This is a genomic window from Aliidiomarina celeris, assembly GCF_003316875.1.
Classification (GTDB): domain Bacteria; phylum Pseudomonadota; class Gammaproteobacteria; order Enterobacterales; family Alteromonadaceae; genus Aliidiomarina; species Aliidiomarina celeris.
In genome coordinates this window covers 1-26498 of sequence record NZ_QMIL01000009.1, presented here as the reverse complement: position 1 = coordinate 26498, position 26498 = coordinate 1, and the positions used below count along the sequence as shown (strand labels likewise).

The following is a 26498-nucleotide window of genomic DNA, read 5'->3' as shown; positions in this document are numbered from 1 at the left end:
ACATTGAACATTCACAGGGTTCATGAAACAGGGTAATCTAAGCGTAGAAGAATAATTGGAAGCGACAAAGAGGAATTGTTTGCCTTGAGCATTGCGAACCAAACAACCACTGTCGTGGTGTCGAATGACGAAAACTTGGCCCGTGAATTGGCAACTATTTTTGCCTTCGTGGGTGAACACGTTGAGTGTTTGTCACTTGGTGAATTTGAGCGGGCGTTACGAACGTCTCCGCAAGCAAAGGTCTGTGCCGTGTTAGACGACCCCAATGTGTCTGCCGAGCTGCCTAAAACCTATCCTGGAATTCCTTTTTTACTCACAGAGAAATTACCCAGTCAGCTGCTTGAGCGGTCGAACTGCTTAGGCATGCTCTCTGCAAAACCCACTTATGGTGAAGTGATTCGCTTGCTGCATTACGCGCAAGAGTATCACCGACAAAAACCCGGCCGAGAAGAAGCTCACAAGCAGCATGCAATGAAGCGCCTTATGCAAACCTTAGTGGGGCAGAGCGATACTATGCGTGAAGTGCGTGAGCTCATTGTGCAGGTTGCACCGTCGAATGCCAATGTACTGATTTTAGGCGAGTCGGGCACGGGTAAAGAAGTGGTGGCGCGCGGTATTCACGACGCATCACTTCGCGCCAATGGCCCTTTTGTTCCAGTGAATTGCGGGGCCATTCCTGCGGATTTGCTTGAAAGTGAACTTTTTGGCCACGAAAAGGGTGCTTTTACAGGCGCAATTGGCGCGCGAAAAGGGCGCTTTGAATTAGCCGAAGGCGGCACGCTGTTTCTCGACGAAATAGGTGATATGCCGTTGCCCATGCAAGTGAAACTACTCCGTGTTTTGCAGGAGCGAGAATTTGAACGCGTTGGTGGAACGCGCACGCTGCGTGCAGATGTGCGCATTGTGGCGGCAACACACCAGCGCCTTGAAGCGTTAATAACGGAAGGCAAGTTTCGAGAAGACTTGTTTTACCGCTTAAATGTATTTCCGATTGAAATGCCTGCTTTGCGTGATCGTGAAGGTGACGTTCCGCTATTGCTGAACGAAATGATCGAGCGCTTGCGTGCACAAGAGGGTGTCGACTTTCGATTTACCGACGCCGCGTTGGGCTCATTGGCGATACAACGGTGGTCGGGTAATGTGCGAGAGCTTTCGAACCTTGTGGAACGCTTAAGCATTACGCACCCCGGCCGTGTTGTTGACGTTTCTGATTTGCCAAGTAAGTATCGCGACGCCAATGCCGAGCCTTTTAAACCGGTGTATCCGGAAGAAATGCAAGAACGCGATGCCTTGAATGCCATGTTTGCAGAAGACGACGCGGCACTTGACGACGTGCTTTACCCCGAGGGTTCAGGGCTTATTCCTGCCACGCTGCCGGAAGAAGGTGTAGATTTAAAAACATTGTTGGGCGACCTTGAAGTTGAGCTCATTCGCCAAGCGCTAGAGCAGCAAGACTGGGTAGTTGCAAGAGCTGCCGAACGGCTTGGTATGCGGCGCACCACCTTGGTTGAAAAAATGCGGAAGTATCAACTGGCGCGCGACTAGCGTCAAAAATAAGTCCTCCTATCTTACTGAAATAAAACAATTTTTGCATGGCATGCTGTTTGCATAATTATTCCTAACCCATTATGGAGAGGAATTTATGGCAGTTATGTCAACGGCAACCGCCAACGGTATTCGTCCACGCATTACTCGCGACGGCTCGTCTCGAGTAAAAAGTTTGGTGCATGCCATGCCAAATGGTGTGGTGTTACTCGACGCGCGGGGTTACGTACGCGAAGTGAACGACGAAGCGATTCGGCTGTTGGGCGAGCCTTTAGAAGGAACTTTGTGGCGTAAAGTTATCGCGCGGGCTTTTCGGCCGCAGCACGACGATGGTCACGAAGTGTCACTCAAGTCGGGGCGCAGAGTTCGGCTCGACATCTCCTCATTAAGCCCTGAACCTGGGCAGCTCATTGTATTAACCGACATGTCGGAAACCCGTGCTCTACAGGCGCGGATTAGTCATCTGCAAAGGCTCACCGCGATGGGTCGAATGGTAGCGTCTTTGGCGCACCAAATTCGCACGCCGCTTTCTGCAGCACTGCTCTACGCTGACAATTTGGCGCATAAAAACCTCCCCGCAAGCCAACAAGAAAAATTTTTGGGCAAGCTTAAAGACCGATTAAAAGACTTAGAGCAGCAGGTAAACGACATGTTGCTGTATGCAAAAAGCGGTAGTCAACAACCTGTTCAGCGCATTGTTATGGGTGATCTGATAGCACAGCTAGGAAGCCAAGTTGCGGCGGCGCTCGAGCAGCATGAGGTGAGCCTTGAGGTTTTGCTTCGCTGCCCAGAGGCGCTTGTGGTGGGGAATCAAAGCGCCTTGTTAGGCGCGTTACAAAACCTCTTGATTAACGCGGCGCAGGCAAGTGAGCCCAATGCTCCAGTACGGTTAACGGTGGGCCGTAATGAGTCTGACATTCTGATTGATATAGAAGACCAAGGAAAAGGGATTGCAGAGAGTGAGATTGAGCAAATATTCACACCGTTTTTCACCAATAAAACTCATGGTACGGGATTGGGTTTAGCCGTTGTAAAAGCGGTAGTGAGTGCCCACCACGGAACGATAGAGGTAGAAAGTACCGTGGGCAAAGGCACGTTATTTCGGTTGCGTATTCCGACCGCAGATTCTTTTGCTGCTGGCGCGGTAAAGAAAGAGGCCGAAGTGAAATTAAAGGAGAAAAGCTATGACGCATAATAGAAGCGTGCTCTTAGTAGAAGACGACCGCGCCTTGCGTGAAGCATTAACCGATACTTTAGAACTCAATGACTATAAAGTACGGACGGCGGAAAGTGTCGAACAAGCGCTGTTGGCGGTAAAGGAACAAATACCCGGTATTATTTTGTCGGACGTACAGCTAGGTGCGCTCTCAGGGTTGCAATTGTTGAGCAGTTTACAGCGCCAAGGATATGAAATTCCCGTTATTATGATGACCGCGTATGCACAAGTGGACGACGCGGTAAAAGCCATGCGCATGGGGGCGGTTGACTACCTCAGCAAGCCTTTTGAAATGAGTCAGCTTTTTGACTTAATCGAGCGTTATGCGCCCAAAGTGAATGGACTACAAATTAAGCCTGTGGTTGGCGACGCGTCTAGTGAAGAGCTATTGCGTTTGTCGCAACGTGTTGCAGCAACAGACGCTACCGTTATGGTTACTGGGCCAAGTGGTTCTGGTAAAGAAGTGCTGGCGCAATATATTCATACCAGTTCGCCGCGGGCAGATGGTCCATTTGTGGCTATTAACTGCGCGGCCATTCCTGAAAACATGCTAGAAGCAACCTTATTTGGTTACGAAAAGGGCGCGTTTACAGGAGCGGTGCAAAGTTGCGTGGGTAAATTTGAGCAAGCCAACGGCGGCACTCTGCTGCTCGACGAAATTACTGAAATGGATCTAGGCCTACAGGCAAAATTGTTACGTGTTCTACAAGAGCGCCGGGTGGAGCGGCTCGGTGGCCGTAAAGAAATAGTGCTCGACGTACGCATTATTGCCACGAGTAACCGCGATCTTCGCGAAGCTGTGCAGTCTGGGGTTTTCCGTGAAGACTTGTATTACCGTTTGAACGTGTTCCCCTTGGCTTGGAAACCTTTGGCAGAGCGACCGGGTGACATTATGCCATTGGCAGAGCATTTACTTGAACGGCATGCTGGTAAAATTGGTATTGAAAAGCCGGTATTTACCTTAGCGGCGCAGCGCAAATTAACGTGCTACTCATGGCCCGGTAATGTGCGAGAACTTGAAAACGTGATTCAACGAGCGCTGATTATGCACGTTCAGCAGAAAATTGACGATCAGGACATTATGCTCGACGATCGTTTTAATGCAATTGATGCGTTAGCAAGCCCCGCAATAATGCCAGAGCAAGTGTTGCCGGAAGATAAATTAGGGAACGAGTTAAAAGCGCAGGAGCAGCAAATTATTCTGGAAACTCTGGAAAAATATTCAGGTAAGCGTAAACGCGTTGCGGAGGTTCTGGGTATCAGCCCTCGTACGCTCCGTTATAAACTTGCCCGTATGCGTGAGCAAGGTGTAGCGCTGCCTTAAGGTAGTTTTGCGCGCAGAGTTTTGCTCGGCCTGAAAAGTTGGCATTTTAAATGCATAAAACCTCTTATCAAGTGTCTGTCAGAGATTTGACAGCCTGCCAAGATAAGAGGTTTTTTTTATGAACGTGAGCAATAACCCTTTACTCGCCGATATGCAAAGCATGTTAGCTGACCTGCGCGCTTCACAAAATGTAACGCAGCTTCCTTCGCAGCCTGTTCAACCCGTAGAGAGCACTGGTAACACCGCACGAGCAGACTTTGGTGGCATGTTGAAAAGCGCTATCGATAACGTAAATGGACTAGCGCTTGAAGCCGGTGATATGCGCGCACGTATGGAAATGGGTGACACCAGCATTACCCTTGCAGAAACCATGATTGCGGCACAGAAGTCGAGCATCGCTTTTGAAGCGGCTGTTCAGGTACGTAATAAGTTCGTAGAAGCGTACGACAAAATAATGCAAATGCCGGTTTAATACTGGGGCTTGAGGAGATTGAACCATGGCTGAATCAACAGACTTAATGCTAACCGATGACCTTCCTAAGGACACCCGTGGCGGTGATAAGGAAGAACAAAAGTCGGGCTTTATGAGTGCGCTCGCCAATATAGACGTGATGAGACAAATTATTATTGTACTGGCATTAGGCATTTGTTTAGCCATTGCGGTGTTTATTATGCTGTGGGCCCAAGAGCCAGAGTATCGCCCCTTAGGTCGCTTGGAAACTGACCAGCTGGTAGAGACTCTCGATTTCCTCGACGCGAACAGCCATAAATACAAAGTAGAAGGCAACACCGTTTTCGTACTTGAAAGTGACTTTGAAGCCATTCGTTTACAAATGACCCGCCAAGGCTTACAGCCGCGCTCGGCGACCTCTGGTGACGATATTTTAATGCAAGACCCCGGTTTTGGCGTGAGCCAACGGTTAGAAGCTGAACGCCTGAAACATTCCCGCGAACAGCAATTAGCGCGCACCATTGAAGAAATGCAGTCGGTAGCCAAAGCGCGAGTGTTGCTCGCCATTCCGCGTGAAAACGTATTTACTCGCCGCGAGCGGCCACCCAGTGCAAGTGTAATGGTGAGTTCGCGCCGTGCGCAGTTGAGCCGTGAAGAAATAGACTCAATTGTAGATCTTGTTGCTTCGGCGGTGCCTCAGCTTGCGCCGGCACAAGTGACAGTTACTGACCAAAATGGCCGCTTATTGCATTCCGGATCGCAAAATACCTTGTCGGCAGCTGCACGGCGAGAGTATGAAATTGAACGCCAACGCGAGCGCGAATACCTCGACAAAATCGACCAAATTCTGTCGCCGGTGTTGGGCTATGGTAACTACACGGCGCAAGTTGACGTGACCATGGACTTTACTCAGGTTGAGCAAACACAGCGGTCGTTCAACCCTGATTTACCCGCTGTACGTAGCGAGATGATCATTGAAGATAGTAGTGTTGGTGGTGGCCCCGGTGGTGTTCCTGGCGCGCTCAGTAATCAACCGCCGTTAGAGTCAGACATTCCTGAAGTTGCCAATGGTGGTGGCGCAGGCGCTGCTGCGCCGGGCCGAAGCCATCGCGAGCAAACACGTAACTTTGAGCTCGACACTACCATTAGCCACACGCGCCAACAAACGGGAACGTTAAAGCGTTTGAGTGTGTCGGTGGCGTTGGACCATAAAAATACCAGTGGTGCAGAAGGGCAAACTGTGCGCGAACCGTTTTCGGAAGCAGAGTTGGCCTCTATTCGTCGTTTGTTGCAAGGTGGCTTAGGTTATAATATTAATCGAGGTGACTCACTTGAAGTGGTAAGCTTTGCGTTCTTAAACGAGCCGCTGATGACCGACACGCAAGCACCGTGGTGGGAAGAGCCATGGGTTTGGCGTTTACTTCGCCTTGTGGTGGGTGGCTTGGTGATTATTGTGCTGATACTCACTGTTGTGCGGCCAATGTTGAAGAAACTCATTTACCCAGACGACACGGGCGAAAATGAACTGGATCAATTGTTAGCGCAGGATCAAGATCTTGGTGACGAAACTATCGACATGCTCAGCCAGCAGTTTGATTCGGAGTCGATTGGTTTTGCCCCAGATGGTACATTACGACTACCAGACCTGCATAAAGACGAAGACCTATTGAAAGCTGTTCGTGCACTGGTAGCTAATGAGCCCGAACTTTCTTCTCAAGTTGTGAAAGCGTGGTTGAACGAAGATGCCTAATACAATGCAAAATACACGTACCATGGAAGTGGCTACGGAAGAACGCAAAGGTGGCTTTGATGTACATCGCCTTGACGGTGTTGAGAAGGCTGCAATTTTACTGCTGAGTTTGTCGGAAGAAGACGCCGCGCAAATTCTCAAGCACCTTGAACCTAAACAAGTGCAGCGAGTGGGTATGGCTATGGCCGGGCTTGAAGAGTTTAGCCAAGAGAAAGTGAATGCGGTGCATAATCTTTTTCTCGACGACATTCAGAAGTTCACCACTATTGGCTTTAAGTCTGAAGAGTTTGTGCGTAAAGCACTCACCGCAGCTTTGGGTGAAGACAAAGCCGGTAACCTCATTGAACAAATAGTAATGGGCAGCGGCGCACGCGGCCTCGATTCATTGAAATGGATGGACTCGAAGCAAGTTGCCACTATTATTCGTAACGAACACCCGCAAATTCAAACGATTGTGTTGTCATACTTAGAGCCGGAGCAGTCGGCAGAAATTATGTCGCAGTTTAGCGAAAAAGTTCGCTTAGACTTGATGATGCGTATTGCCAACCTAGAAGAAGTTCAGCCAGCAGCCTTGCAAGAGTTGAACGAGATTATGGAGAAGCAGTTCGCAGGTCAGTCGGGAGCGCAAGCGGCGAAAATGGGCGGCCTGAAAGCAGCCGCCGACATTATGAACTACTTCGACAACACGGTAGAGTCGCCATTAATGGACGCTATTCGCGAGCAAGACGAAGAAATGGGTCAGCAAATTCAAGACCTTATGTTTGTATTCGAGAACTTGGTCGACGTCGACGACCGTGGCGTGCAAACGATTTTGCGCGACGTGGAAGGCGATACCTTGCAACGCGCGCTCAAAGGCTCAGACGACAAAGTACGGGAGAAATTCTTCAAGAATATGTCGAAACGGGCTGCAGACTTGCTGCGTGACGACCTTGAGGCCATGGGGCCGGTTCGTGTGGTAGACGCTGAAGCAGCCAAAAAAGAGATTTTGGGTGTGGCGCGGCGCTTGGCCGACGCAGGCGAAATTATGCTTGGCAGCGGTGGCAAAGACGAATTTGTATAACCATTCAGTGCGGCGACAGTAAGCCTGTAGCCGCGCGACGAGAGGCAGAAGTACGACATGGCAGATGAGTCGTCAAAAGCATGGGAACTACCTGACATTACTGATACGGATTCAGGCCAAGAACAACGCCGCAATGCGTTGAACATGCCGTTGCGCTGGAAATATGAACCCCCAGAAGCAGAGCAAGGTAGCGACTCGGAAAGCGACGTAACAACGCCGCTTACTGCAGAAGCCTTAGAACAGATTCGTGAGGCGGCACGTCTTGAAGGTTACGAAGACGGCCGTGCAGAAGGTTTAAAAGTAGGCCAAGAAGAAGGCTTTGAAGCCGGTTATAAAGAAGGCTTGCAGTCGGGTACTGAAGCAGGGGAAGCGCAAGCGAAGCAACGCGCAGAGGCCCAACAAAAAGCGCTCGCTGAACAGTGGCAAACCCGAATTGAAGGGCTTCGTCACCCACTTGCTCAGGTTGACCAAGCGGTAGAGAACCAATTGGTTCATATGACCAAAGCGCTTGCAAAGGCAATTTGCTGGCAAGAGGTGAAGCAAAACGACGAGATTGTGCGTGAAGCGTTGAAGCGCAGTTTAAACGACCTCGGTATGACCTCTCAGAAAGTCGAAATTTATGTACACCCCGACGACTTTAACGCGATTGATACGCGCTGGGACGAAAAAGTGCGTGCCGATAAAGGCTGGTTTTTATATTCCGACGACAGTATGAGCCGAGGCGGCTGCCGTATACAAACACCGATTGTAGACATTGATGCCACGATGGAAACGCGTATGCAGGAAGTGTTTGATAGTTTACTGCAAGGCGTAAAAGCGGTTCCCACTGATGCGCTGGTTAAACCAGACTCGGCAGAAACGGCGGAGCAGGAAACACCAAACGCGTCCAGCGAGCAGGACAGCCATGAGCTTGGTTAAGAAGCTAGAACGGCATGCGGGGCGTATTCACTCTGCCCGCCCTCATGTTGCGGGCCATTTAACCCGTGTCGTGGGGCTTACGTTTGAAGCCGCTGGGGTTAAAGCTGCCATTGGCTCGTTGTGTGCCGTAGAAACCGCACGAGGCGAAGTTATTGCCGAAGTGGTTGGCTTCGACGACGATATTATTTATTTAATGCCACATGACGATACCCATGGGGTATTGCCCGGAGCGCGCGTGCGACCCTTGTCGACAAAAGCCGGGGTGCCCTTAGGAATGGAGTTACTCGGGCGCGTTATCGATGGCTCGGGCAACCCTCTTGACGGTCTAGGCCCAGTGCTGACTTCAGAACATTCACAAAGCCACAGAAACAAACTCAATCCTCTTGTTCGCCGGCCTATTCGCGAGCCTCTCGACGTGGGCGTAACGGCTATTAATGGCGTTATTACTGTTGGTCAGGGCCAACGAATGGGGCTGTTTGCCGGCTCGGGTGTAGGTAAAAGCGTACTCATGGGGATGATGACACGCGGGACCACGGCCGACGTAATTGTGGTGGGGCTCATTGGTGAACGTGGCCGCGAAGTAAAAGAATTTATTGAAGATATTTTAGGTGAAGAAGGCCGCGCGCGTTCTGTGGTAGTTGCAGCGCCAGCCGATCAGTCGCCGTTAATGCGCTTGCGTGGTTGCGAAACAGCAGCGCAAATTGCTGAATATTTCCGCGACCAAGGGCTGAACGTATTGTTGCTCATGGACTCGCTTACGCGTTACGCCATGGCGCAGCGTGAAATCGCGTTGGCCATAGGTGAGCCACCGGCAACTAAGGGTTATCCGCCCTCTGTTTTTGCGAAGTTACCCGCACTGGTAGAGCGAGCGGGTAATGGTGGCGACGGACAAGGGTCTATTACCGCGTTCTATACGGTGTTAACCGAGGGTGACGACCTACAAGACCCGATAGCCGATGCGGCACGGGCCATTCTTGATGGCCATATTGTGTTGTCGCGCGATCTTGCCGAATCTGGGCATTATCCTGCAATTGATATTGAAGCGTCGGTAAGCCGTGTGATGCCACAAGTGGTGAGTGCAGAACATATGCGTAACGCAATGGCAGTAAAGCAGCTTTATTCAACTTACCAACGCAGCCGCGACTTGATTTCTATAGGCGCTTATACGCGCGGCTCTGACCCTCGCATAGACCGCTCCATTCAACTCATGCCGTTAATTGAGCGCTACTTACAACAAGGCATGAAAGATATCTCTCCATACGACGACTGTGTAACTATTTTGGCGCAGCTGGCGCAACAAGCACAGGGCCAGCAGGCTCATAATCAGCAGGCCAATAACCAAAACAGCGGGGCTAAACGATGAAAGCGAATGCGTTAACCTTGGTGTTGGAGCTTGAACAAAAACGTGAAGACGAAGCAGCGCGCGAGTTTGGACAGGCGAAGTCGCAGCTCAGTATGCAGCAACGCCGGTTAGACGGTTTAGTGCAGTATCGGCAAGACTATTTGCAGCAAGCGAATGATCGCGCTCGCCAAGGTATGGGTTCAACGAGTTTTGGCCAATACCACGCGTTCGTTGGCAAGCTCGACGACGGGATTAGCCAACAGCAAGCGCAATTACAACGGGTTATTGAGCATGTGGAGCGGCTGCGGCAAAACTGGTTGAGCCAACAGCAGCGCCGTAAAGCGGTTCAACACTTGCTGGAAAAGCAACACCAACAAGCTGAAAAATTAAAAAGTAGGCAGGAACAACGCACGTCCGATGAATTTGCGATGCAAGGTTTTTTACGCCGAGCACGTGACGCAAAGTAATTAACGGCACGCTTTTTGCTTAATATTCTGACGAGAGGTGTACGCCGTTTTTCAGACTGCGTAATACCCTAAACAGAGTGTCAATACGCTGAATAAGTAGAAAAGGCTAGTCGGATGATGCAAATAATCGAGATTCGTCAGGGTGTAGAAGCGGCAAAAGAGCGCGCGTCCGTGGGTAGTGACAAGCAGTTTGAGCAAGCCCAGTCTGGACATAAAGGCGAAGCTTTTGGAGCGGTGCTTGCCGACGAACGTGGGCGCCAAGAAACCGACGCTCTCGGCAAATTAAACGATGAACAGCACAGCAATGAAAAACGCAGCGGCTCAGACCGAGCGGCAAATATTGCCGCTGCCGAAAGAGAACAAGCTGAGCCAGTGGCTACAAACGGCCAAAAGCAGACACGAAATGATAAAGCTGATGCGCCTACAGAAAACGTGATAGAAGCGCAGGCGGAACCGAAAACGGGCACGAAGCCTGAGCAAACCGACGACGAACCCGCAAGCGATTGGCATGGCTTTTTAAGCAAAGTACATGCGTCGATTGAATTCTATCGAAGCGAAAAGAATCCAGGAAAAACCAAGGGTGGTAATGATACTGACCCCATCTATCATATTGGCCCAGTGCCAACTTCGCCAAAATTTGAACAAGCCAGTGACGACAAAACAGAACCAGCAAGCGGCTCTACAACTGAAATTGATTCTAATACGCCAGTAGCGGCTAAGCCTGACGAAAGCCCGAAAGTCGATAATTTCGCACCTCTGTACACTGGAGGGCCTGTTGAAGAAGAGCCCGGCGTGAGTGTAGGTTCGGATGCACCCAAAGTAAGGCCTGACAGCGAGCCTGCACCGATTATTGATCCGCGGGGGTTAGAACCGATCTATACAAGCCCAGTGATTACTGAACCAAAACCCGAACTGAGTGCGATTACTCCTATTTCTAGCGAGAACGGTAGTGAACTATTAACAAGCAATAAGGGAGCTGCGCTTGCCGCTTTAGTTGAGCAACTGACTTCAGCGACCACTACCAATGAACCAGTAGGTGAAGGAAAAGGTGATGACAAAACGGAAGGACAAACGTCTACCGTTACGCCGCTGTTGAATGAGCTTAAAGCATTGCTCAGTAAAGCAGATGAACAAGGTTTTAGCGCCCTTTCAAAGCCCGAACAAGAACGTGTTGGTGAGATTTTGGTGGAATTAGAGGGTTTACCAAACGTTGAACTTGCGCCGTTAAAAGCATTTATCAGTGGGCAATTGTTAGATAAGCAGTTGACTGTTGAGGGTACGAAACAAAGCCCTGCTCCTGAGCATACGTCCATGGCCGTGCTTACCGAAGATCGATTAGAACAAGCATGGCAAGCCTTGCCCGTTGAGGCAAAACAGGCGCTCGAACACGCTGTGGCCGCCTACAAAAATGGCGATCCTAAACCGTTAGAGAACTTGATGCAGCGCTTCAATGTACCGGCGGAAGACGCGCAAGTATTGCTTGATAAGGCTGCTTTAGACGTACTTCCAGCGAAGGATATTCGTGACTTGTTGGCGGTCGTTGTAAATGACCAAACCGCAAAGGCAAACGTGACACAAAATGCCACGGCAGAGGAGAGTGCGCGGGCAGCGTTACCGCAGGCCACCGCAGTAGAGACCTCTAACGTAGCACTAGCGCAGACTAAAGCCGTAGCAGCAGAACGCAAAGAACTGACACCGACAGAAGCGGTTGTGGCTTCATTTAAGCAAGCCGCCGATGAGTCGAAGCAGGCAAACCGCGCCGCGGTGCAAGCGGAACAATATGAGCAAACCGAGCCTGTAGACAAGGGGCGCAGTAGCCGCATTACAGAAGCATTGTTAGCTGCAAACACGAATAGTGAGCCGGCTCGTGTGGTAGCGGCTCCCGTAATGGCCAATGTCGCTTCTACGGCAATGCCAGCACAAGGCTCGGCAAACAGTGCTTTTACGCCAGTGAGTGCACAGGCTAGTGCAGCAACAGCGGTGCCCGACACTCCCTTTGAACAAGCGCGACAAACACAGCAGTATATCGAACTATTTAGCCCACAAGCCCCACGGCAGCTTCGTGACCAGGTGGCTGTGATGTATAATAATCGGCATCAGTTTGCTGAAATGCGGCTCGATCCACCAGAGCTAGGCCGGTTGCAAATACGTGTGCAGTTCAATAGCGAGCAACAAGCGAGCGTAACTTTTACGGTAAATTCGCCACAAGCTCGTGAAGCGGTTGAACAGGCGATGCCGCGGTTGCGCGAAATGCTGGAAGAGCAGGGTATTAAAATGGCCGACGCGAATGTGCGTGAAGAGAATCAGCAGCAGGCTCAGGCTCAGCAAGGGTATCAGCAATCGGGCTCTGGTAGTCAAAATGGTAATCAGGGCAGTGGGTTGGGCGCTGACCAAGAGCTTGCAGGAGAGCTTGAAGCGCTTCAGCAGCAGTTTATTGACGTGGAAAATGGCCGCGTAGACTTTTACGCCTAAAGCGCGCCTGAACACCCAAGCATGAACAAAATAAAAACGAAAGAGTAGAGAGACATGGCAGCGGAAATAGACGAGCAAGAAGCGCAGCAAGAGAATGAACAAGGTTCGAAGAAGAAACTGGTTATTCTTATTGCCAGTGGTGTGTTGATTTTGATCATCGGGGTTGTCGGTACTTTCTTGTTTTTAGGTGGTGACCCTGTAAATGAACAAACAACCGCTGGCGCTCAAGCAGACGACGTGCCGTTAGGAAACGCCTACTATGTTTCACTACCGCGCCCGTTTATTTTTAATGCGCCGGGGCAAACGCGGGACCGTTTAGTGCAAATTAACGTGCAGTTAATGGTTCGCGGCACCCGTAATGAAGACTTAGCACGGCAGAATATTCCGGCGATAGAAGGTACGCTACACCGGACGTTTTCTTCAACAACCGCAGAAAGTTTGTTGACGAGTGACGGTCGAACTCAGCTGCGAGCAGGTTCGTTAAATGTGCTGCGTAATGAAATGACGGAATTAACCGGAAGCCCAGTGATTGAAGAAATCCTTTTCACCGGCTTTGTAATTCAATAGTGAGCTAAATTATGGCTGTGAGCGATTTATTATCCCAAGACGAAATCGACGCCCTGTTGCATGGGGTCGACGATGTAGAGGAAGAGGATGTTGACGGTTCGGGCTCCGCTGCCGACGCCGTAGAATTCGACTTTTCTTCGCAAGATCGTATTGTTCGCGGGCGTATGCCTACGCTTGAGATCGTCAATGAACGCTTTGCACGCCACATGCGCATATCGCTCTTTAACATGATGCGCCGGAGCGCAGAGGTGTCGATTAACGGCGTGCAAATGATTAAGTTTGGTGAGTATGTGCATACGTTGTTTGTGCCGACCAGCTTGAACATGGTGCGTTTTCGCCCGCTGAAGGGTACCGCGCTTATAACCATGGAAGCGCGTCTTGTTTTTATTCTCGTGGATAACTTTTTTGGCGGTGACGGCCGATACCACGCAAAAATTGAAGGCCGTGAATTTACGCCAACTGAACGACGCATTATTCAAATGCTGTTGAAGCTCATTTTTGAGGACTATAAAGAGGCTTGGGCGCCGGTAATGGATGTAGGCTTTGAATACCTTGATTCTGAGGTAAACCCTGCCATGGCAAACATTGTTAGCCCAACCGAAGTTATTGTTATTAGTTCTTTTCATATTGAGCTCGACGGTGGTGGTGGCGATTTCCACGTAGCCCTGCCGTACAGCATGTTAGAGCCTATTCGTGAGTTGCTCGACGCGGGTGTGCAAAGTGATAAAGAAGACACCGACTTGCGTTGGAGTAAGGCGCTACGCGACGAAATTTTAGACGTGCCGGTGGAAATGCGGGCAAAGTTGGTAGAAACCGAATTGTCGCTGCGAGAAGTTATGGACTTGGAAGCGGGTGACATTATTCCTATTGAAATGCCTGAAAACTTAACCGTTTACATTGAAGACCTACCGACATTCCGCGGTAAGCTGGGTCGTTCGCGCGACAACCTCGCCATTCAGGTGGCGTCGAAGATTCGACGTCCAGAAACGGTGAAGTCTGATATTCACATGTTAACGCGCGGTGGCCGCCGTATTGGTGGCGACGCTGAGCTGCAAGAATTAGAAAAAGATTTTGACCCGAAAGCACGTTAAAGGGCGAGGAGAGAAAGATGAGTGACGATACAAAAAATTCAGATATGGATGATTGGGAAGCAGCGCTGGCTGAGCAAGCAGCGTCAGAAGACGGCAGTGACGGCGCCGACGGGGTACAAACGCCAGAGCTTGAGGAGTTAAAGGATAATCCGAGCTTAGGTGCTGAAGAGTCGCGCAAGCTCGACGCCATTTTGGATATTCCGGTGACCATCTCGATGGAAGTAGGCCGCAGCCAAATTAGTATTCGAAATCTTCTGCAGTTAAACCAAGGTTCGGTAGTTGAGCTCGAGCGTATCGCCGGTGAGCCGCTCGATGTACTGGTAAATGGTACATTGATAGCCCACGGTGAAGTGGTGGTGGTGAATGACAAATTTGGTATCCGCCTAACCGACGTAATTAGCCAAATTGAGCGTATTCGGAAGCTGAAGTAATGAATTCGGAAACCACAGCTGGCGCAGGACTGATAGGCTGGGGCGATATCGCAAGCATGATTTTTATGCTGGCCATTGTGCTGGCGCTTATTTTTATTCTGGCGTGGCTTGCGCGTCGCTTTAATATTACTTCGGCGCTACCGGCGCGCCAGGGTATAAAAGTGGTTGCGTCCCATTCGTTAGGTACAAAAGAAAAACTTGTGGTTGTTGAAGTAGCGAACGAGCAGCTGTTATTGGGCGTAACTGCACATAACATTCGGTTATTAAAAACGTTGCCAGCGAATAGCCAGCTTACAGAACCGCAGAAAGGCAAGTAACCGCATTCGCCCCTTGTATGATAAAGCAAGGACAGCAATAATGGCGCTAATATAACCATAACGGTATTCAACCGAATGAAATACTTATTCCCTCTGTTCATTCTTATTTTAATCGCATTCCCAGACATAGCGCTGGCGCAGCAAGACAGTGTGAACGCGATTACCGTGACAACCAACGAAGACGGTAGTCAGGAGTATTCCGTTACCTTGCAAATCTTAGCGATTATGACCGCGCTAAGCTTTATTCCCGCGTTTGTGATCATGATGACTTCATTTACCCGCATTATTGTGGTGTTGGGTATTTTGCGTCAGGCCATTGGTTTGCAGTCTGCGCCGAACAACCAAATCTTGATTGGTATTGCGTTGTTCATGACTTTCTTCATTATGAATCCGGTGTTTAATCAAATTAACGAAGAGGCATTACAGCCCTACATTGCAGAAGAAATAGCGCCTTTGGAGGCAGTGGAAAGAGCGCGTGCTCCGTTAAAAGCATTTATGCTCTCGCAAACGCGGGTGTCTGACCTAGAAACCTTTCTTGATATTGCCGGTTACCTAGAAGTTGATCAGGTGGAAGATGTGCCGATGTCGGTGCTTATTCCTGCGTTCATTACCAGTGAGTTGAAAACAGCGTTTCAAATTGGGTTTATGATCTTTATTCCGTTTCTTATTATTGATCTTGTCGTGGCCAGTGTACTGATGGCCATGGGTATGATGATGCTGTCGCCGATGCTGGTGTCGTTGCCCTTTAAGTTAATGCTCTTTGTGCTAGTAGACGGATGGGGGCTTGTAATGCGAACCCTCGCCGGCAGCTTTGGGATATAGAGGAGTCTGTTATGAGTCCTGAAATGTTTGTAGACGTGTTTAGCGACGCCATGTACATGGTGGTATTAATGGTGAGCGCGATTATTATTCCAAGTTTGTTAGTGGGCTTGGCGGTTGCGGTGTTTCAAGCTGCAACCTCTATTAACGAACAAACCTTGAGCTTCTTGCCGCGGTTAATTGTAACTATTATGACGATAGGTTTAGCGGGTCATTGGTTCGTACAAAAGCTTATGGAATTTACCATTGGAATGTATATGCGAATTCCTGAAGTTATTGGCTAATGGACGTTCAACTCGACACGATTTTACAATGGTTAGCGCAGCACTTTTGGCCGTTCACTCGTGTTGCTGGTATGTTCGTAACCATGGCAATTTTCTCGGGCCGTACTATTCCCACTCGTATTAAGCTGTTTGCCGCGGTGGCAATCACTATGGCGATAGCTCCCGTGCTCCCTCCGATCGATGTACCTTTCGAAACTGTATCGCCTGCCGGTATGCTGGTTACCGTACATCAAATCACCATTGGTATGTTATTGGGTATTATCTCGTTGATGGTGATTCACACCTTTTCTGTTGCAGGACAAATTCTGGGTATGCAAATTGGCCTAGGTTTCGCCTCGATGGTGGACCCGGGATCTGGGCAGCAAGTGCCGGTGTTGGGTCAATTCTATTTAATGCTTGCTACGTTAATGTTCCTCGCCTTCGACGGCCATCTCACCATGATTCGAATTGTGGTACTGAGTTTCGATGCCATTCCCATTGGGCAGCGTGGCCCCGACGTAGATGCTATGTACTATGTGGCAATGTGGGGCGCGAACATGTTTCGAGCTGGGCTTACTTTTGCGCTGTCGGCGGTTATCGCGATTATGACCATGAGCCTTGCCTTCGGCATTATGACGCGGGCGGCACCGCAGCTAAATATTTTTACCATTGGCTTTCCTATTAAGCTGGTGTCTGGGCTTTTGATTTTGTGGCTTACCATGGGGAATTTTGTACGCCATTTCGACAAACTTTGGGGCAGTGGTGTAGAAGCACTCTGTTTCGTTCTCGGCGGCCAGTGCTAAGGAGGGAAATGTGTCAGACGAAGAACGCACAGAAGAACCCACGGCCAAACGCCAAGAAGAAGCCAAGAATAAAGGCCAAATTGCCCGCTCAAAAGAGCTTGGCACCTTAGGTGTGTTGCTGTCTGCCGCTATTGGTTTGGTGGTGGTTGCACCCTCGCTCAGTTATGGTTTAAAGAGCATTATGGCTCAGCAATTTTTGTTAGAGCGCGACGATGCGTTCGACAAAAATATGATTTTCACCCTCTGGTCTGGGGTAGGCAAAGCGTTGTTTTTTCCGAGTGTGGTATTTTTCGCCATTGTAGTTGCCGGCGCTTTTCTCGGCAATATTCTGCTTGGTGGTTACAACTTTACCTGGCAAGCGGCTGCGCCAAAGCCTTCAAAAATGAACCCGTTAAAAGGCTTCAAGCGCATGTTTGGCGTACAGGCACTTGTTGAGCTGCTGAAAAGTATTGGCAAATTCGCCATTGTGGTTGCGGGCGCGTATTTTCTATTGCGTTGGCAATTTCCCAATATTATTCGGTTGTCTGACGGTTTAGAGCCAAATGTTTACGTGGAGTCGATGAAGCTCCTCGCGCTTATTTTTATTTTGCTCATTTGTACCTTAATTGTGATTGTGCTGATTGATGTGCCGTACCAAATGCACAAGCATCATGAAGAACTCAAAATGACTAAGCAACAAGTAAAAGACGAGCGTAAAAATGCGGAAGGAAACCCGCAAGTTAAAGCAAAAATGCGCTCTATGCAGCTGTCTATGTTGATGAAACGGATGATGCAAGACGTGCCAAAGGCTGATGTGGTGGTAACCAACCCGACTCACTTTGCCGTTGCGCTTATGTACGATCCGAATGGTAGAGCCGCTCCACGGGTGGTTGCAAAGGGAACTGACGATATTGCTGCGCGTATTCGCGAGGTGGCCATGGACGCCGATGTGCCGATTTTACAAAACCCACCACTCGCACGTTCCGTGTATTACACCACCGAGCTTGGCCATGAAATACCAGAAGGGTTGTTTATGGCCGTAGCGCAGGTGCTCGCGTATGTTTACCAATTGCGAGACTTCAAGCGTGGCCGAGGCAAACGCCCAAAAAAACCGTCGCAAGATTTACCGATACCCGAGGCAATGCAGTTTGACGCGGAAGATGAATAGGTTTGCTCAAGGGCAGGGCTTTCGCTATGATTCGCTCCATTTTGCCTCAGTTCATTGTTCAAGGGTGATACACAACTATGGTTACCGAAACGCTCAACGTTGCTTTAGCGCAAGTTAATTTTGTAGTGGGAGACCTGCGCGGAAACTTATCTCGGATTGAGAGTGCTGTTGCAGCAGCAAAGGAGCAAGGCGCGCACTTGGTTGTTTTTCCTGAGCTCGCGTTAACCGGCTACCCGCCTGAAGATTTACTCTATCGGCCAGATCTCTACGCAACACTAGAAGAGATGAAAACACGGCTTTGCGAGCTTGCAAGCGACATTGCATTGTTGGTCGGGTACCCCGAGAACAATGGCAATTCGATTTTTAATGTCGTCGGCTTCTTTCACAATGGGCGGTTAGAGGCAAGCTATCACAAACGTATGTTGCCAAATTATGGCGTATTTGATGAAAAGCGTTATTTTACTGCAGGGCATGAACCTGTGGTGATTACCTTACGCGAACATCGATTAGGTTTGCTGATTTGTGAAGATTTATGGTCGCCTGAAGCTGCTCGGGAAACCCGCGAGGCGGGAGCGGATATCTTGATTTCGATAAATGCCTCGCCATACGAAGAATATAAATTGTCACAACGCATGCAGGTGCTCAGTGCCCGTTGTCACGAAACTGAATTACCTTTGGTGTATGTGAATGCCATCGGTGGTCAGGACGAGCTGGTTTTTGATGGCAACTCGTTGGTACTCGACAGCAAAGGCGAGTTGAAGGTGAGTCTCCCGCACTGCAGTGAGTCGTTAGCGGTGGTTGGGTTTCGTAAACGTGAAGTTTTATCGAAGTCGCTGGCTTCGGAGCCAGAACTGTATGAGGCGCTTTATCAGGCTTTGGTACTTGCTGTTCGTGACTATGTTGAAAAAAACGGCTTTCGGCAAGTGCTACTTGGGCTGTCGGGGGGCATTGACTCCGCGCTTACGCTCGCCATAGCCGCAGACGCGCTTGGCGCAGATCGTGTTCGTGCAGTGATGATGCCATACAACTATACGGCGCAAATGAGTATTGACGACGCCAAAGCACAAGCTGACATTTTAGGTTGTAAATTCGACGTGGTGCCGATTGAACCTATGGTGAGTTCGTTTCTAACACAGTTGGCACCGCTATTTTCGGGCACAGAAACCGATACCACCGAAGAGAATTTGCAAGCGCGTTGCCGAGGCACCTTACTTATGGCACTGTCGAACAAGTATGGTGCGTTAGTGCTCACTACAGGCAACAAAAGCGAGCTTGCGGTCGGGTACTGTACGCTTTACGGCGATATGTGCGGTGGGTTTGCGCCCATTAAAGACCTACCCAAAACCTTAGTGTACGCATTGTCGCGTTACCGTAACCAGAACGGTATTGTTATTCCGCAGCGTGTTATCGATCGGCCGCCGTCGGCTGAGCTTGCACCGGATCAAAAAGACGAAGACTCATTGCCGCCTTATGACATGCTAGACGAGATTATTGACGGTTATGTGGAGCGTGATATGAGTGTTGACGATCTGGTAGCGCAGGGTTACCCAGCACACCGCGTGAAAGATGTAATTAAATTGATTGAACGCAATGAATATAAGCGCAGGCAAGGGGCTATCGGGCCCAAGGTTACACGCCGCAACTTTAATAAAGATAGACGAATGCCGATAACCCACGCTTATTTAAAAACTGTGTTAAATTAAACGGTAGCAGCGAACTGTTGAGGGTAGTATGAAAAAAATAGAAGCAATTATTAAGCCGTTTAAACTCGACGACGTGCGGGCAGCTTTGTCTGAAATTGGTATTGCGGGTATGACGGTTTCCGAAGTGAAGGGCTTTGGTCGCCAGCGTGGTCATACTGAGCTTTATCGTGGCGCTGAGTACATGGTCGATTTTTTGCCAAAAGTTAAACTGGAAATTGTGGTTGCAGACGGTGACGTAGATCGCTGCATTGAAGCCATTATGGAAACGGCGCAAACCGGTAAAATTGGCGACGGGAAAATTTTTGTTTCAGACGTAACTCGTGTCATTCGAATTCGTACGGGCGAGGAAAATGAAGACGCGGTATAAACCGCGCCTTCTATAATGATTAGTTTGTGTAGGCTTGTAGTAGGCTTTGTGCGTCGCTCGCCAGTGTGTCCATACCGAGTTTTGTGTAGCTCTCTACCATAATTTCTAACGCGCGCTTTTGCTCCGGAGCGTGCGGGTGCGACTCAATAATTCCTTTTGCGCGATTAGCCGCCGCTACGAATGCTTCTCGGCGTAAGTAATATTCTGCAACCGCAATATCATGGCGTGCTAAACGTGAGCTTAATGCTAGCATGCGCATGCGCGCGTCGGGTGCATATTGGCTGTTCGGGTAGCGGCGAATTAACTCTCCAAACTCTTCGAAGGCTCGCTCTGCGTAATAGGTGGAACGGTCCGAACGGTCGATATTAAAGAGGTTCTGAAAGAAACTAAATTCTGCTTGTTGGTAAACCAAAGCACGCATGTAGCGAACATAGTCTAGGTCAGCATGATTCGGGTTTAACTGCAAAAAACGGTCAATGGTTGCGAGTGCTTTGTCTTGGTCTGCAATCTTGTAAAACGCAAACATTAAGTCGAGTTGAACTTGTTGTGTGTATGCACCAAAAGGATAAGCCGTGTTGATTTGCTCAAGCACTTGCGCTGCGTCTGCGTACCGGCCTACGTCTAGATGACGTTGCGCCGTGTCATACATCACTTCTAAGGTACTTCTCTCAATTTTTTCGTCTGGGCTAGCAGAACAGCCTGCCAAAACGAACACGCTGACCAAAAGGGCAGCAACTACTTGTCTCATGCCTGAATCCAACCTTAATTCTTATTTCACTGGGATGATTCTTCTCATCGGGTTAAACTTAACAAAACGCCCGAATTGTAACGTACTGACACGAGGATGCACAGCGTAACTTCTATGACAAACCATGTTCGCGAAACCGCAATAGTACCCGACGAAGCGCTAGGTCTTCGTTTCGACCAAGCTTTAGCTGATATGTTCCCACAATTTTCACGCTCGCGCATGAAAACCTGGATTCAAGACGGCAAAGTAACCTTAGATGGCGCAGTGGTCACCAAACCGAGGGAAAAAGTTGTTCCTGGCATGGAAGTGAGCATTGATATTGAACTTGAACCTGAAGTAGAGCATGAGCCGGAAGCGATAGATCTTAATATTCAGTACGAAGACGAACACATCTTGGTGCTAGAAAAGCCAGCTGGGCTCGTTGTTCATCCGGGTGCCGGTAATAATCAAGGCACCTTACTCAATGCCTTACTTCATCATTGTCAGAGCCTAGAAAACTTGCCAAGAGCAGGCATTGTGCACCGGCTAGACAAAGAAACCAGTGGGTTAATGGTGGTTGCGAAAACGCTAGAAGCGTACACCGGATTAGTTGACGCCTTACAAGAGCGTGACATCACTCGTGAGTATGAAGCAGTGGTGACAGGAGTACTTACCGCCGGCGGAAAAGTGGACGCAGCGATTGGGCGTCACCCGTCAAAACGCACACTTATGGCGGTGACGCGTTCTGGTAAACCTGCGGTAACACATTATCGAGTGATTGAACGCTTCCGTGCGCATACACATGTTCGGCTGCGCCTCGAAAGCGGTCGTACGCATCAAATTCGGGTGCACATGGCGCATATTAAGTATCCGCTCATTGGTGATCCTCAATACGGCGGGCGTCCGCGGCCACCAGCACAAGCAAGTGATTCATTATTGGCCATGCTGCGTGAGTTTCCGCGCCAAGCATTACATGCGGTCCATTTGGAGTTTGCTCACCCGATTACCAGTGAAATTATGGCGTGGTCGTCAGTGCTACCGGCCGACATGCAAGCGTTACTTGCGGAATTAAAAACAGACCTGAAGGCGCATCAGAAATGATTGAAGTGCTCACACCCCAATGGTCCGTGTCGACAAAGGTGCATGCCTTGGTGACAACACGAGTTGGGGGTTTGAGTGCCGCACCTTTTCAAAGCCTTAACTTAGGCGCACATGTAAATGATTTGCCCGCCGCGGTGCAAGAAAACCGGCGGCTATTGCAGCAGCAGTTTAAATTGCCGCAGCCGCCACGGTGGCTTAACCAAGTGCATGGCCAGCAAATTGTGCAGTTTTCGGCTTTAGAGCATAGTGACATACCCGAAGCCGACGGTAGTTATACGAAACACCCCGGGGTTGTACTTGCGGTATTAACAGCCGACTGCCTTCCTTTATTTTTAACCAATGCCGAGGGCACTGAGATTAGTATTGTGCACTGTGGTTGGCGCAGTATTGCCCAAGGCATTATTGAACAAGCGTTGCAAAATTTTGATTCGGCCGCAGATACTCTACAGGCTTGGCTCGGGCCAGCGATTGGTCCGCGTGCTTTTGAAGTTGGCGACGATGTTCTGTTAGCGATGAGAGCTTTAAATAAAAGCCATGAAGCTGCTTTCACGCCTCAGCCTTCGCGTTGGCTCCTTAATATCTATGCATTGGTAAGCGCTGAGTTAAAGCGCCACGGTGTAACTCATATTACCGGCGGTGAGCACTGCACCTTCAATCAAGCCAATTCATTTTTTTCGTACCGGCGTGACGGTGTTACAGGACGCATGGCTTCTTTGATCTGGATCGAAGAATAGATTAGCAGCGCTTGATATTTGTTCAACAAGCACCCACATATACAGTATACGAAAGACTGATTGTGAGGTACTTATGCGTCTTGACCGTTTTACAAGTAAATTTCAACAGGCCATTTCAGATGCGCAATCTTTAGCGCTTGGCCGTGATCATCAATTTATCGAACCCGTGCATTTAATGACTGCGTTACTGAACCAAGAAGGAGGTTCGGTAAGGCCGTTGCTGCAAATATTGGGCGTGAATGTGAATAACTTTCGCGCAGAGCTTTCGAAAGCACTCGACAACCTTCCACAGGTAGAAGGTACGGGTGGTGAAGTGCAGCTCTCGTCAGCGAGTGGTAATTTACTGAACCTTTGTGACAAATACGCACAGAAACGCAAAGACGACTACATATCGAGCGAGATGTTCTTGCTTGCTGCAACGGAAGACAAAGGCAAGTTAGGCGATATCGTTCGCGCGAGTGCGATTCAAAAAAGCCAAATTGAAGCGGCCATCGAGCAAGTTCGTAACGGGCAGAAAGTAGACGATCCTAATGCCGAAGAGAAGCGCCAAGCGCTGGACAAGTACACTATTGACCTCACCGAACGCGCCGAACAAGGCAAGCTTGATCCGGTGATCGGTCGTGACGAGGAAATTCGCCGTACCATTCAGGTTTTACAGCGGAGAACGAAAAACAACCCTGTTCTTATCGGTGAACCCGGTGTCGGTAAAACCGCCATTGTAGAGGGGCTTGCGCAACGCATTGTGAACAACGAAGTACCGGAGGGTTTAAAACACAAGCGTGTTCTTTCGCTTGACCTCGGTGCATTGCTTGCGGGTGCGAAATATCGTGGCGATTTTGAAGAGCGCTTGAAGGCCGTACTCAACGAACTCCAACAAAAAGAAGGTCAGGTCATTCTTTTTATTGATGAGCTGCATACAATGGTCGGGGCTGGTAAAGCCGACGGAGCGATGGACGCTGGCAATATGCTAAAACCCGCGCTTGCGCGTGGTGAACTGCATTGCGTTGGTGCAACCACATTAGACGAATACCGCGAATATATTGAAAAAGACGCAGCACTAGAGCGACGCTTTCAAAAGGTTTTAGTGGAAGAACCGAGTGTTGAAGACACCATTGCAATTTTGCGTGGCTTGAAAGAGCGCTACGAAGTTCACCACGCAGTTGAAATCACAGACCCTGCAATTGTTGCGGCGGCTGCTTTATCGAACCGATATATTAGTGATCGGCAGCTGCCAGACAAAGCTATCGACCTTATTGATGAAGCTGCGTCGAGTATTCGTATGCAAATCGACTCTAAGCCAGAAGAGCTCGACCGTCTTGAGCGCCGTATGATCCAACTGAAATTAGAGCGCCAAGCACTAAGTAAGGAAAAGGACGAGGCCAGCAAAAAACGGCTCGATACACTGCAAGAAGAACTTGACGAGCTGGAAGTGAAATATACGGAACTCGAAGAGATTTGGAACTCCGAAAAAGCCGCCTTGCAGGGTCACCAACATATTAAAGAGCAATTGGAGCAAGCGCGGACTGATCTCGAGATTGCTCGCCGAGCCGGAGATCTTAATCGGATGTCGGAATTACAGTATGGCCGCATACCAGCACTTGAGAAGCAGCTCGATTTAGCGCTGCAAGCAGAAATGCAAGGCATGAGTTTGTTGCGTAACCGGGTTTCTGAAGAGGAAGTCGCCGAAGTATTGTCACGTTGGACAGGCATTCCTGTGGCGCGCATGTTGGAAGGTGAGCGAGACAAACTATTACGCATGGAAGATGAGTTACATAGTTCGGTTGTGGGCCAGCATGAAGCCGTGGTTTCAGTGGCCAACGCAATTCGTCGATCAAGAGCAGGGTTAAGCGATCCTGATCGGCCGATCGGATCGTTTCTTTTCCTTGGTCCAACAGGAGTAGGAAAAACAGAGCTGTGTAAGTCGTTGGCTCGGTTTATGTTTGACACGGAAGAGGCAATGGTACGGATTGATATGTCGGAGTTTATGGAGAAACATTCCGTGGCGCGTTTAGTTGGCGCACCTCCGGGCTACGTGGGATACGAGGAAGGGGGTTATCTCACGGAAGCCGTTCGCCGTAGGCCGTATTCGGTAATTTTGTTAGATGAGATTGAAAAGGCACATCCCGATGTGTTCAATATCTTACTGCAAGTGTTAGACGATGGGCGTTTGACCGACGGCCACGGCCGCACTGTCGATTTTCGTAATACCGTAATTATTATGACATCGAACTTGGGTTCAGAGTTAATTCAAGAAAAGGCAGGCAGTGCAGACTACGACGAAATTAAGAGCTTGGTGATGGGGGTGTTAGCGCAATCTTTCCGCCCAGAGTTTTTAAACCGCGTCGACGAAACTGTGGTATTCCACCCACTGGCGAGCGAGCACATTAAGAAAATTGCGGGTATTCAATTACAGCGACTTATAAAACGCTTGGCTGAACGCGACTTGTCACTGGACATCACCGAAGAGGCTCTAGCGCAACTCGCCGAGGTTGGGTTCGACCCAGTGTTCGGTGCGCGTCCGCTCAAGCGCGCTATTCAACATGAGCTAGAGAATCCGCTTGCGCAGCGCATTTTAGCGGGAGACTTTAAACCAGGCGACACCATAAAGGTTGATCGTGGCGAAGGCGGATTAGCAATCGCTTAATTCGGAAGCTCTTGTCATTCCACCAAAAGACTGTGATATCCTGATGGGTGTCACAGTCTTTTTTATTTGAGAGCTTATATGCCAGATCAACAAAATGCGCTCGCACGGCGAGGAATCTATTTATTACCGAACCTGTTAACAACCGCGGGGTTATTTTCGGGGTTTTTCGCGATAGTAGCGTCCATGAATGGTAATTTTCAACAAGCAGCAGTTGCCATCTTTGTCGCAATGGTATTCGACGGCTTAGACGGTCGTGTTGCGCGATTAACCAATACTCAAAGTGAGTTTGGCGCCGAATATGACAGCATGGCTGATATTGTTTCTTTCGGTATGGCACCCGCGTTGGTCGCCTATAATTGGGCATTGCATGACTTGGGCAAGTTCGGCTGGTTGGCCGCTTTCATTTTCGTTGCTGGTGGTGCATTACGGCTCGCTCGTTTTAACGCGGTTCATGCAACAGCAGACCATAACTACTTTCAAGGTTTAGCCATTCCAAGTGCTGCTGCTATTGTGGCGGGAATGGTATGGGTGGGCGCACGTTACGGCATAGAGCCCGAGCATGTGCATTGGTTGGTTGCGTTGCTAACCATAGCGGCAGGCTTATTAATGGTGAGTAACTTTAAGTATCATTCATTTAAAAATGTAGATTGGCGCGGGCGTGTAAACTTTCTTGTCATCCTTTTTATTGTGTTGTGCTTTGTTGTTGTGGCTACTGCTCCAGCGCTCGTTTTATTTGCATTATTCACAGGATACGCAATTTCTGGTCCATTTATGACGCTGAAAAAAGCAGGGAAATTAAAGTTAGAAGATATCCTTGGCGACCCGATAGAGCGTGACGCTGATTTTGCCGACGAAAAGCCAGCACCGAAAACAGAGCAAAATAACGACAAGGCGAGCAAGGATTAGCCGCATTTGATTAAGATCGTTTATAAAATGCGCAGTCAGTAAAAAGTTTCAAAAAAGGGCTTGATCGCGCTTCGAAGATCTCTATAATGCGCCTCCGTTGTCAGGCAACGCCGAGCAACGAGAATTCAGAAGGTACAAGGTTTGAACGGGATCAAAAAAGATCATTCAAGTACTTGACTTCACCAAGGAGAAGCGTAAAATTCGCTTCCCTGCTTCGGAAGGAAGCAACGTTCTTTAACAATATATCAAGCCAAGTAATCTGTGTGGGCACTTGCACGAGAAGGCATCAAAAAAGACCAACTTCGGTTGGCAACTTTAGCGAAGCTTTTGAGT

25 protein-coding genes are annotated in these 26498 nt (G+C 49.3%); 24 read left to right on the top strand and 1 reads right to left on the bottom strand.

What is annotated here, in order from left to right:
• Positions 1-90 precede the first annotated feature (90 nt).
• From DQW12_RS13060 to glnB, 20 genes are all read left to right on the top strand, one after another.
• On the top strand, positions 91-1545 hold the full coding sequence (locus DQW12_RS13060) for a sigma-54 dependent transcriptional regulator (RefSeq protein WP_198683966.1): 1455 nt from the start codon (positions 91-93) through the stop codon (positions 1543-1545).
• A 97-nt stretch (positions 1546-1642) separates the two neighbouring features.
• Entirely contained in the window at positions 1643-2740 is a 1098-nt protein-coding gene (locus DQW12_RS13055; RefSeq protein ID WP_113908321.1) for a sensor histidine kinase, read from the top strand.
• Positions 2730-4085 (top strand): sigma-54-dependent transcriptional regulator, encoded by a 1356-nt coding sequence (locus DQW12_RS13050; protein WP_113908320.1) that lies wholly within the window; start codon positions 2730-2732, stop codon positions 4083-4085. Before DQW12_RS13055 ends, DQW12_RS13050 begins: the two co-directional genes overlap by 11 nt.
• A 118-nt stretch (positions 4086-4203) precedes the next feature.
• Positions 4204-4557 carry a flagellar hook-basal body complex protein FliE gene (fliE, locus tag DQW12_RS13045; RefSeq protein WP_113908319.1) on the top strand — a complete coding sequence of 118 codons (354 nt, stop codon included), beginning with the start codon at positions 4204-4206 and terminating at the stop codon, positions 4555-4557.
• Positions 4558-4582: 25 nt separating this feature from the next.
• Positions 4583-6286: a flagellar basal-body MS-ring/collar protein FliF gene (gene fliF, locus DQW12_RS13040; RefSeq protein WP_113908318.1), complete on the top strand. Its 1704-nt coding sequence runs from the start codon at positions 4583-4585 to the stop codon at positions 6284-6286.
• Positions 6287-6290: 4 nt separating this feature from the next.
• Positions 6291-7346 carry a flagellar motor switch protein FliG gene (gene fliG, locus DQW12_RS13035; protein ID WP_232819996.1) on the top strand — a complete coding sequence of 352 codons (1056 nt, stop codon included), beginning with the start codon at positions 6291-6293 and terminating at the stop codon, positions 7344-7346.
• A 57-nt stretch (positions 7347-7403) separates the two neighbouring features.
• Entirely contained in the window at positions 7404-8264 is an 861-nt protein-coding gene (locus DQW12_RS13030) for a flagellar assembly protein FliH (protein ID WP_113908316.1), read from the top strand.
• The gene (fliI, locus tag DQW12_RS13025) at positions 8251-9627 is read left to right on the top strand and encodes a flagellar protein export ATPase FliI (protein WP_113908315.1); all 1377 of its coding nucleotides are present in this window, start codon (positions 8251-8253) and stop codon (positions 9625-9627) included. Before DQW12_RS13030 ends, fliI begins: the two co-directional genes overlap by 14 nt.
• Complete coding sequence (gene fliJ / locus DQW12_RS13020) at positions 9624-10073, top strand: flagellar export protein FliJ (protein ID WP_113908314.1); 450 nt, start codon at positions 9624-9626, stop codon at positions 10071-10073. Before fliI ends, fliJ begins: the two co-directional genes overlap by 4 nt.
• A gap of 114 nt (positions 10074-10187) precedes the next feature.
• Positions 10188-12545 (top strand): flagellar hook-length control protein FliK, encoded by a 2358-nt coding sequence (locus tag DQW12_RS13015; RefSeq protein ID WP_113908313.1) that lies wholly within the window; start codon positions 10188-10190, stop codon positions 12543-12545.
• A gap of 54 nt (positions 12546-12599) precedes the next feature.
• Positions 12600-13112 (top strand): flagellar basal body-associated protein FliL, encoded by a 513-nt coding sequence (gene fliL, locus DQW12_RS13010; RefSeq protein WP_113908312.1) that lies wholly within the window; start codon positions 12600-12602, stop codon positions 13110-13112.
• Positions 13113-13129: 17 nt separating this feature from the next.
• On the top strand, positions 13130-14203 hold the full coding sequence (fliM, locus tag DQW12_RS13005; protein ID WP_113908352.1) for a flagellar motor switch protein FliM: 1074 nt from the start codon (positions 13130-13132) through the stop codon (positions 14201-14203).
• Positions 14204-14220: 17 nt separating this feature from the next.
• Positions 14221-14634: a flagellar motor switch protein FliN gene (gene fliN, locus DQW12_RS13000; RefSeq protein ID WP_113908311.1), complete on the top strand. Its 414-nt coding sequence runs from the start codon at positions 14221-14223 to the stop codon at positions 14632-14634.
• On the top strand, positions 14634-14951 hold the full coding sequence (gene fliO, locus DQW12_RS12995) for a flagellar biosynthetic protein FliO (RefSeq protein ID WP_113908310.1): 318 nt from the start codon (positions 14634-14636) through the stop codon (positions 14949-14951). Before fliN ends, fliO begins: the two co-directional genes overlap by 1 nt.
• A 75-nt stretch (positions 14952-15026) precedes the next feature.
• Complete coding sequence (gene fliP / locus DQW12_RS12990) at positions 15027-15773, top strand: flagellar type III secretion system pore protein FliP (RefSeq protein WP_113908309.1); 747 nt, start codon at positions 15027-15029, stop codon at positions 15771-15773.
• Positions 15774-15784: 11 nt separating this feature from the next.
• Positions 15785-16054 carry a flagellar biosynthesis protein FliQ gene (gene fliQ / locus DQW12_RS12985; RefSeq protein ID WP_113908308.1) on the top strand — a complete coding sequence of 90 codons (270 nt, stop codon included), beginning with the start codon at positions 15785-15787 and terminating at the stop codon, positions 16052-16054.
• Positions 16054-16836 carry a flagellar biosynthetic protein FliR gene (gene fliR / locus DQW12_RS12980; RefSeq protein WP_113908307.1) on the top strand — a complete coding sequence of 261 codons (783 nt, stop codon included), beginning with the start codon at positions 16054-16056 and terminating at the stop codon, positions 16834-16836. Before fliQ ends, fliR begins: the two co-directional genes overlap by 1 nt.
• A 10-nt stretch (positions 16837-16846) precedes the next feature.
• The gene (gene flhB, locus DQW12_RS12975) at positions 16847-17983 is read left to right on the top strand and encodes a flagellar biosynthesis protein FlhB (RefSeq protein WP_113908306.1); all 1137 of its coding nucleotides are present in this window, start codon (positions 16847-16849) and stop codon (positions 17981-17983) included.
• 77 nt (positions 17984-18060) lie between these two features.
• The gene (locus tag DQW12_RS12970) at positions 18061-19686 is read left to right on the top strand and encodes an NAD+ synthase (RefSeq protein WP_113908305.1); all 1626 of its coding nucleotides are present in this window, start codon (positions 18061-18063) and stop codon (positions 19684-19686) included.
• Between the two features lie 28 nt (positions 19687-19714).
• Positions 19715-20053 (top strand): nitrogen regulatory protein P-II, encoded by a 339-nt coding sequence (glnB, locus tag DQW12_RS12965; RefSeq protein ID WP_113908304.1) that lies wholly within the window; start codon positions 19715-19717, stop codon positions 20051-20053.
• 19 nt (positions 20054-20072) lie between these two features.
• Here the strand turns inward: glnB and DQW12_RS12960 are convergent, their stop codons facing one another.
• Positions 20073-20801, bottom strand: a complete 729-nt coding sequence (locus tag DQW12_RS12960; protein WP_113908303.1) for an outer membrane protein assembly factor BamD — start codon at positions 20799-20801, stop codon at positions 20073-20075.
• Between the two features lie 114 nt (positions 20802-20915).
• Between DQW12_RS12960 and rluD the strand changes: the two genes are divergently transcribed.
• From rluD to pssA, 4 genes are all read left to right on the top strand, one after another.
• Entirely contained in the window at positions 20916-21881 is a 966-nt protein-coding gene (gene rluD / locus DQW12_RS12955; RefSeq protein ID WP_113908302.1) for a 23S rRNA pseudouridine(1911/1915/1917) synthase RluD, read from the top strand.
• Complete coding sequence (gene pgeF / locus DQW12_RS12950) at positions 21878-22615, top strand: peptidoglycan editing factor PgeF (RefSeq protein WP_113908301.1); 738 nt, start codon at positions 21878-21880, stop codon at positions 22613-22615. The genes rluD and pgeF overlap by 4 nt, the downstream gene beginning before the upstream one ends.
• Positions 22616-22688: 73 nt before the next feature.
• Positions 22689-25259, top strand: coding sequence for an ATP-dependent chaperone ClpB (clpB, locus tag DQW12_RS12945; RefSeq protein ID WP_113908300.1), 2571 nt, complete (start codon positions 22689-22691; stop codon positions 25257-25259).
• Between the two features lie 78 nt (positions 25260-25337).
• Entirely contained in the window at positions 25338-26165 is an 828-nt protein-coding gene (pssA, locus tag DQW12_RS12940; protein WP_113908299.1) for a CDP-diacylglycerol--serine O-phosphatidyltransferase, read from the top strand.
• The last annotated feature ends 333 nt before the right edge of the window (positions 26166-26498 follow it).

What these genes read in the sequence shown, in the direction of transcription:
- DQW12_RS13030 (WP_113908316.1), top strand. Translation starts at nt 7,404, where the DNA reads ATGGCAGATGAGTCGTCAAAAGCATGGGAACTACCTGACATTACTGAT.
- fliJ (WP_113908314.1), top strand. Translation starts at nt 9,624, where the DNA reads ATGAAAGCGAATGCGTTAACCTTGGTGTTGGAGCTTGAACAAAAACGT.
- fliO (WP_113908310.1), top strand. Translation starts at nt 14,634, where the DNA reads ATGAATTCGGAAACCACAGCTGGCGCAGGACTGATAGGCTGGGGCGAT.
- fliL (WP_113908312.1), top strand. Translation starts at nt 12,600, where the DNA reads ATGGCAGCGGAAATAGACGAGCAAGAAGCGCAGCAAGAGAATGAACAA.
- DQW12_RS13015 (WP_113908313.1), top strand. Translation starts at nt 10,188, where the DNA reads ATGATGCAAATAATCGAGATTCGTCAGGGTGTAGAAGCGGCAAAAGAG.
- fliG (WP_232819996.1), top strand. Translation starts at nt 6,291, where the DNA reads ATGCAAAATACACGTACCATGGAAGTGGCTACGGAAGAACGCAAAGGT.
- DQW12_RS12970 (WP_113908305.1), top strand. Translation starts at nt 18,061, where the DNA reads ATGGTTACCGAAACGCTCAACGTTGCTTTAGCGCAAGTTAATTTTGTA.
- DQW12_RS13050 (WP_113908320.1), top strand. Translation starts at nt 2,730, where the DNA reads ATGACGCATAATAGAAGCGTGCTCTTAGTAGAAGACGACCGCGCCTTG.
- pssA (WP_113908299.1), top strand. Translation starts at nt 25,338, where the DNA reads ATGCCAGATCAACAAAATGCGCTCGCACGGCGAGGAATCTATTTATTA.
- glnB (WP_113908304.1), top strand. Translation starts at nt 19,715, where the DNA reads ATGAAAAAAATAGAAGCAATTATTAAGCCGTTTAAACTCGACGACGTG.
- fliI (WP_113908315.1), top strand. Translation starts at nt 8,251, where the DNA reads ATGAGCTTGGTTAAGAAGCTAGAACGGCATGCGGGGCGTATTCACTCT.
- fliN (WP_113908311.1), top strand. Translation starts at nt 14,221, where the DNA reads ATGAGTGACGATACAAAAAATTCAGATATGGATGATTGGGAAGCAGCG.
- fliP (WP_113908309.1), top strand. Translation starts at nt 15,027, where the DNA reads ATGAAATACTTATTCCCTCTGTTCATTCTTATTTTAATCGCATTCCCA.
- rluD (WP_113908302.1), top strand. Translation starts at nt 20,916, where the DNA reads ATGACAAACCATGTTCGCGAAACCGCAATAGTACCCGACGAAGCGCTA.
- fliF (WP_113908318.1), top strand. Translation starts at nt 4,583, where the DNA reads ATGGCTGAATCAACAGACTTAATGCTAACCGATGACCTTCCTAAGGAC.
- fliE (WP_113908319.1), top strand. Translation starts at nt 4,204, where the DNA reads ATGAACGTGAGCAATAACCCTTTACTCGCCGATATGCAAAGCATGTTA.
- clpB (WP_113908300.1), top strand. Translation starts at nt 22,689, where the DNA reads ATGCGTCTTGACCGTTTTACAAGTAAATTTCAACAGGCCATTTCAGAT.
- fliR (WP_113908307.1), top strand. Translation starts at nt 16,054, where the DNA reads ATGGACGTTCAACTCGACACGATTTTACAATGGTTAGCGCAGCACTTT.
- DQW12_RS13055 (WP_113908321.1), top strand. Translation starts at nt 1,643, where the DNA reads ATGGCAGTTATGTCAACGGCAACCGCCAACGGTATTCGTCCACGCATT.
- pgeF (WP_113908301.1), top strand. Translation starts at nt 21,878, where the DNA reads ATGATTGAAGTGCTCACACCCCAATGGTCCGTGTCGACAAAGGTGCAT.
- DQW12_RS12960 (WP_113908303.1), bottom strand. Translation starts at nt 20,801, where the DNA reads ATGAGACAAGTAGTTGCTGCCCTTTTGGTCAGCGTGTTCGTTTTGGCA.
- fliQ (WP_113908308.1), top strand. Translation starts at nt 15,785, where the DNA reads ATGAGTCCTGAAATGTTTGTAGACGTGTTTAGCGACGCCATGTACATG.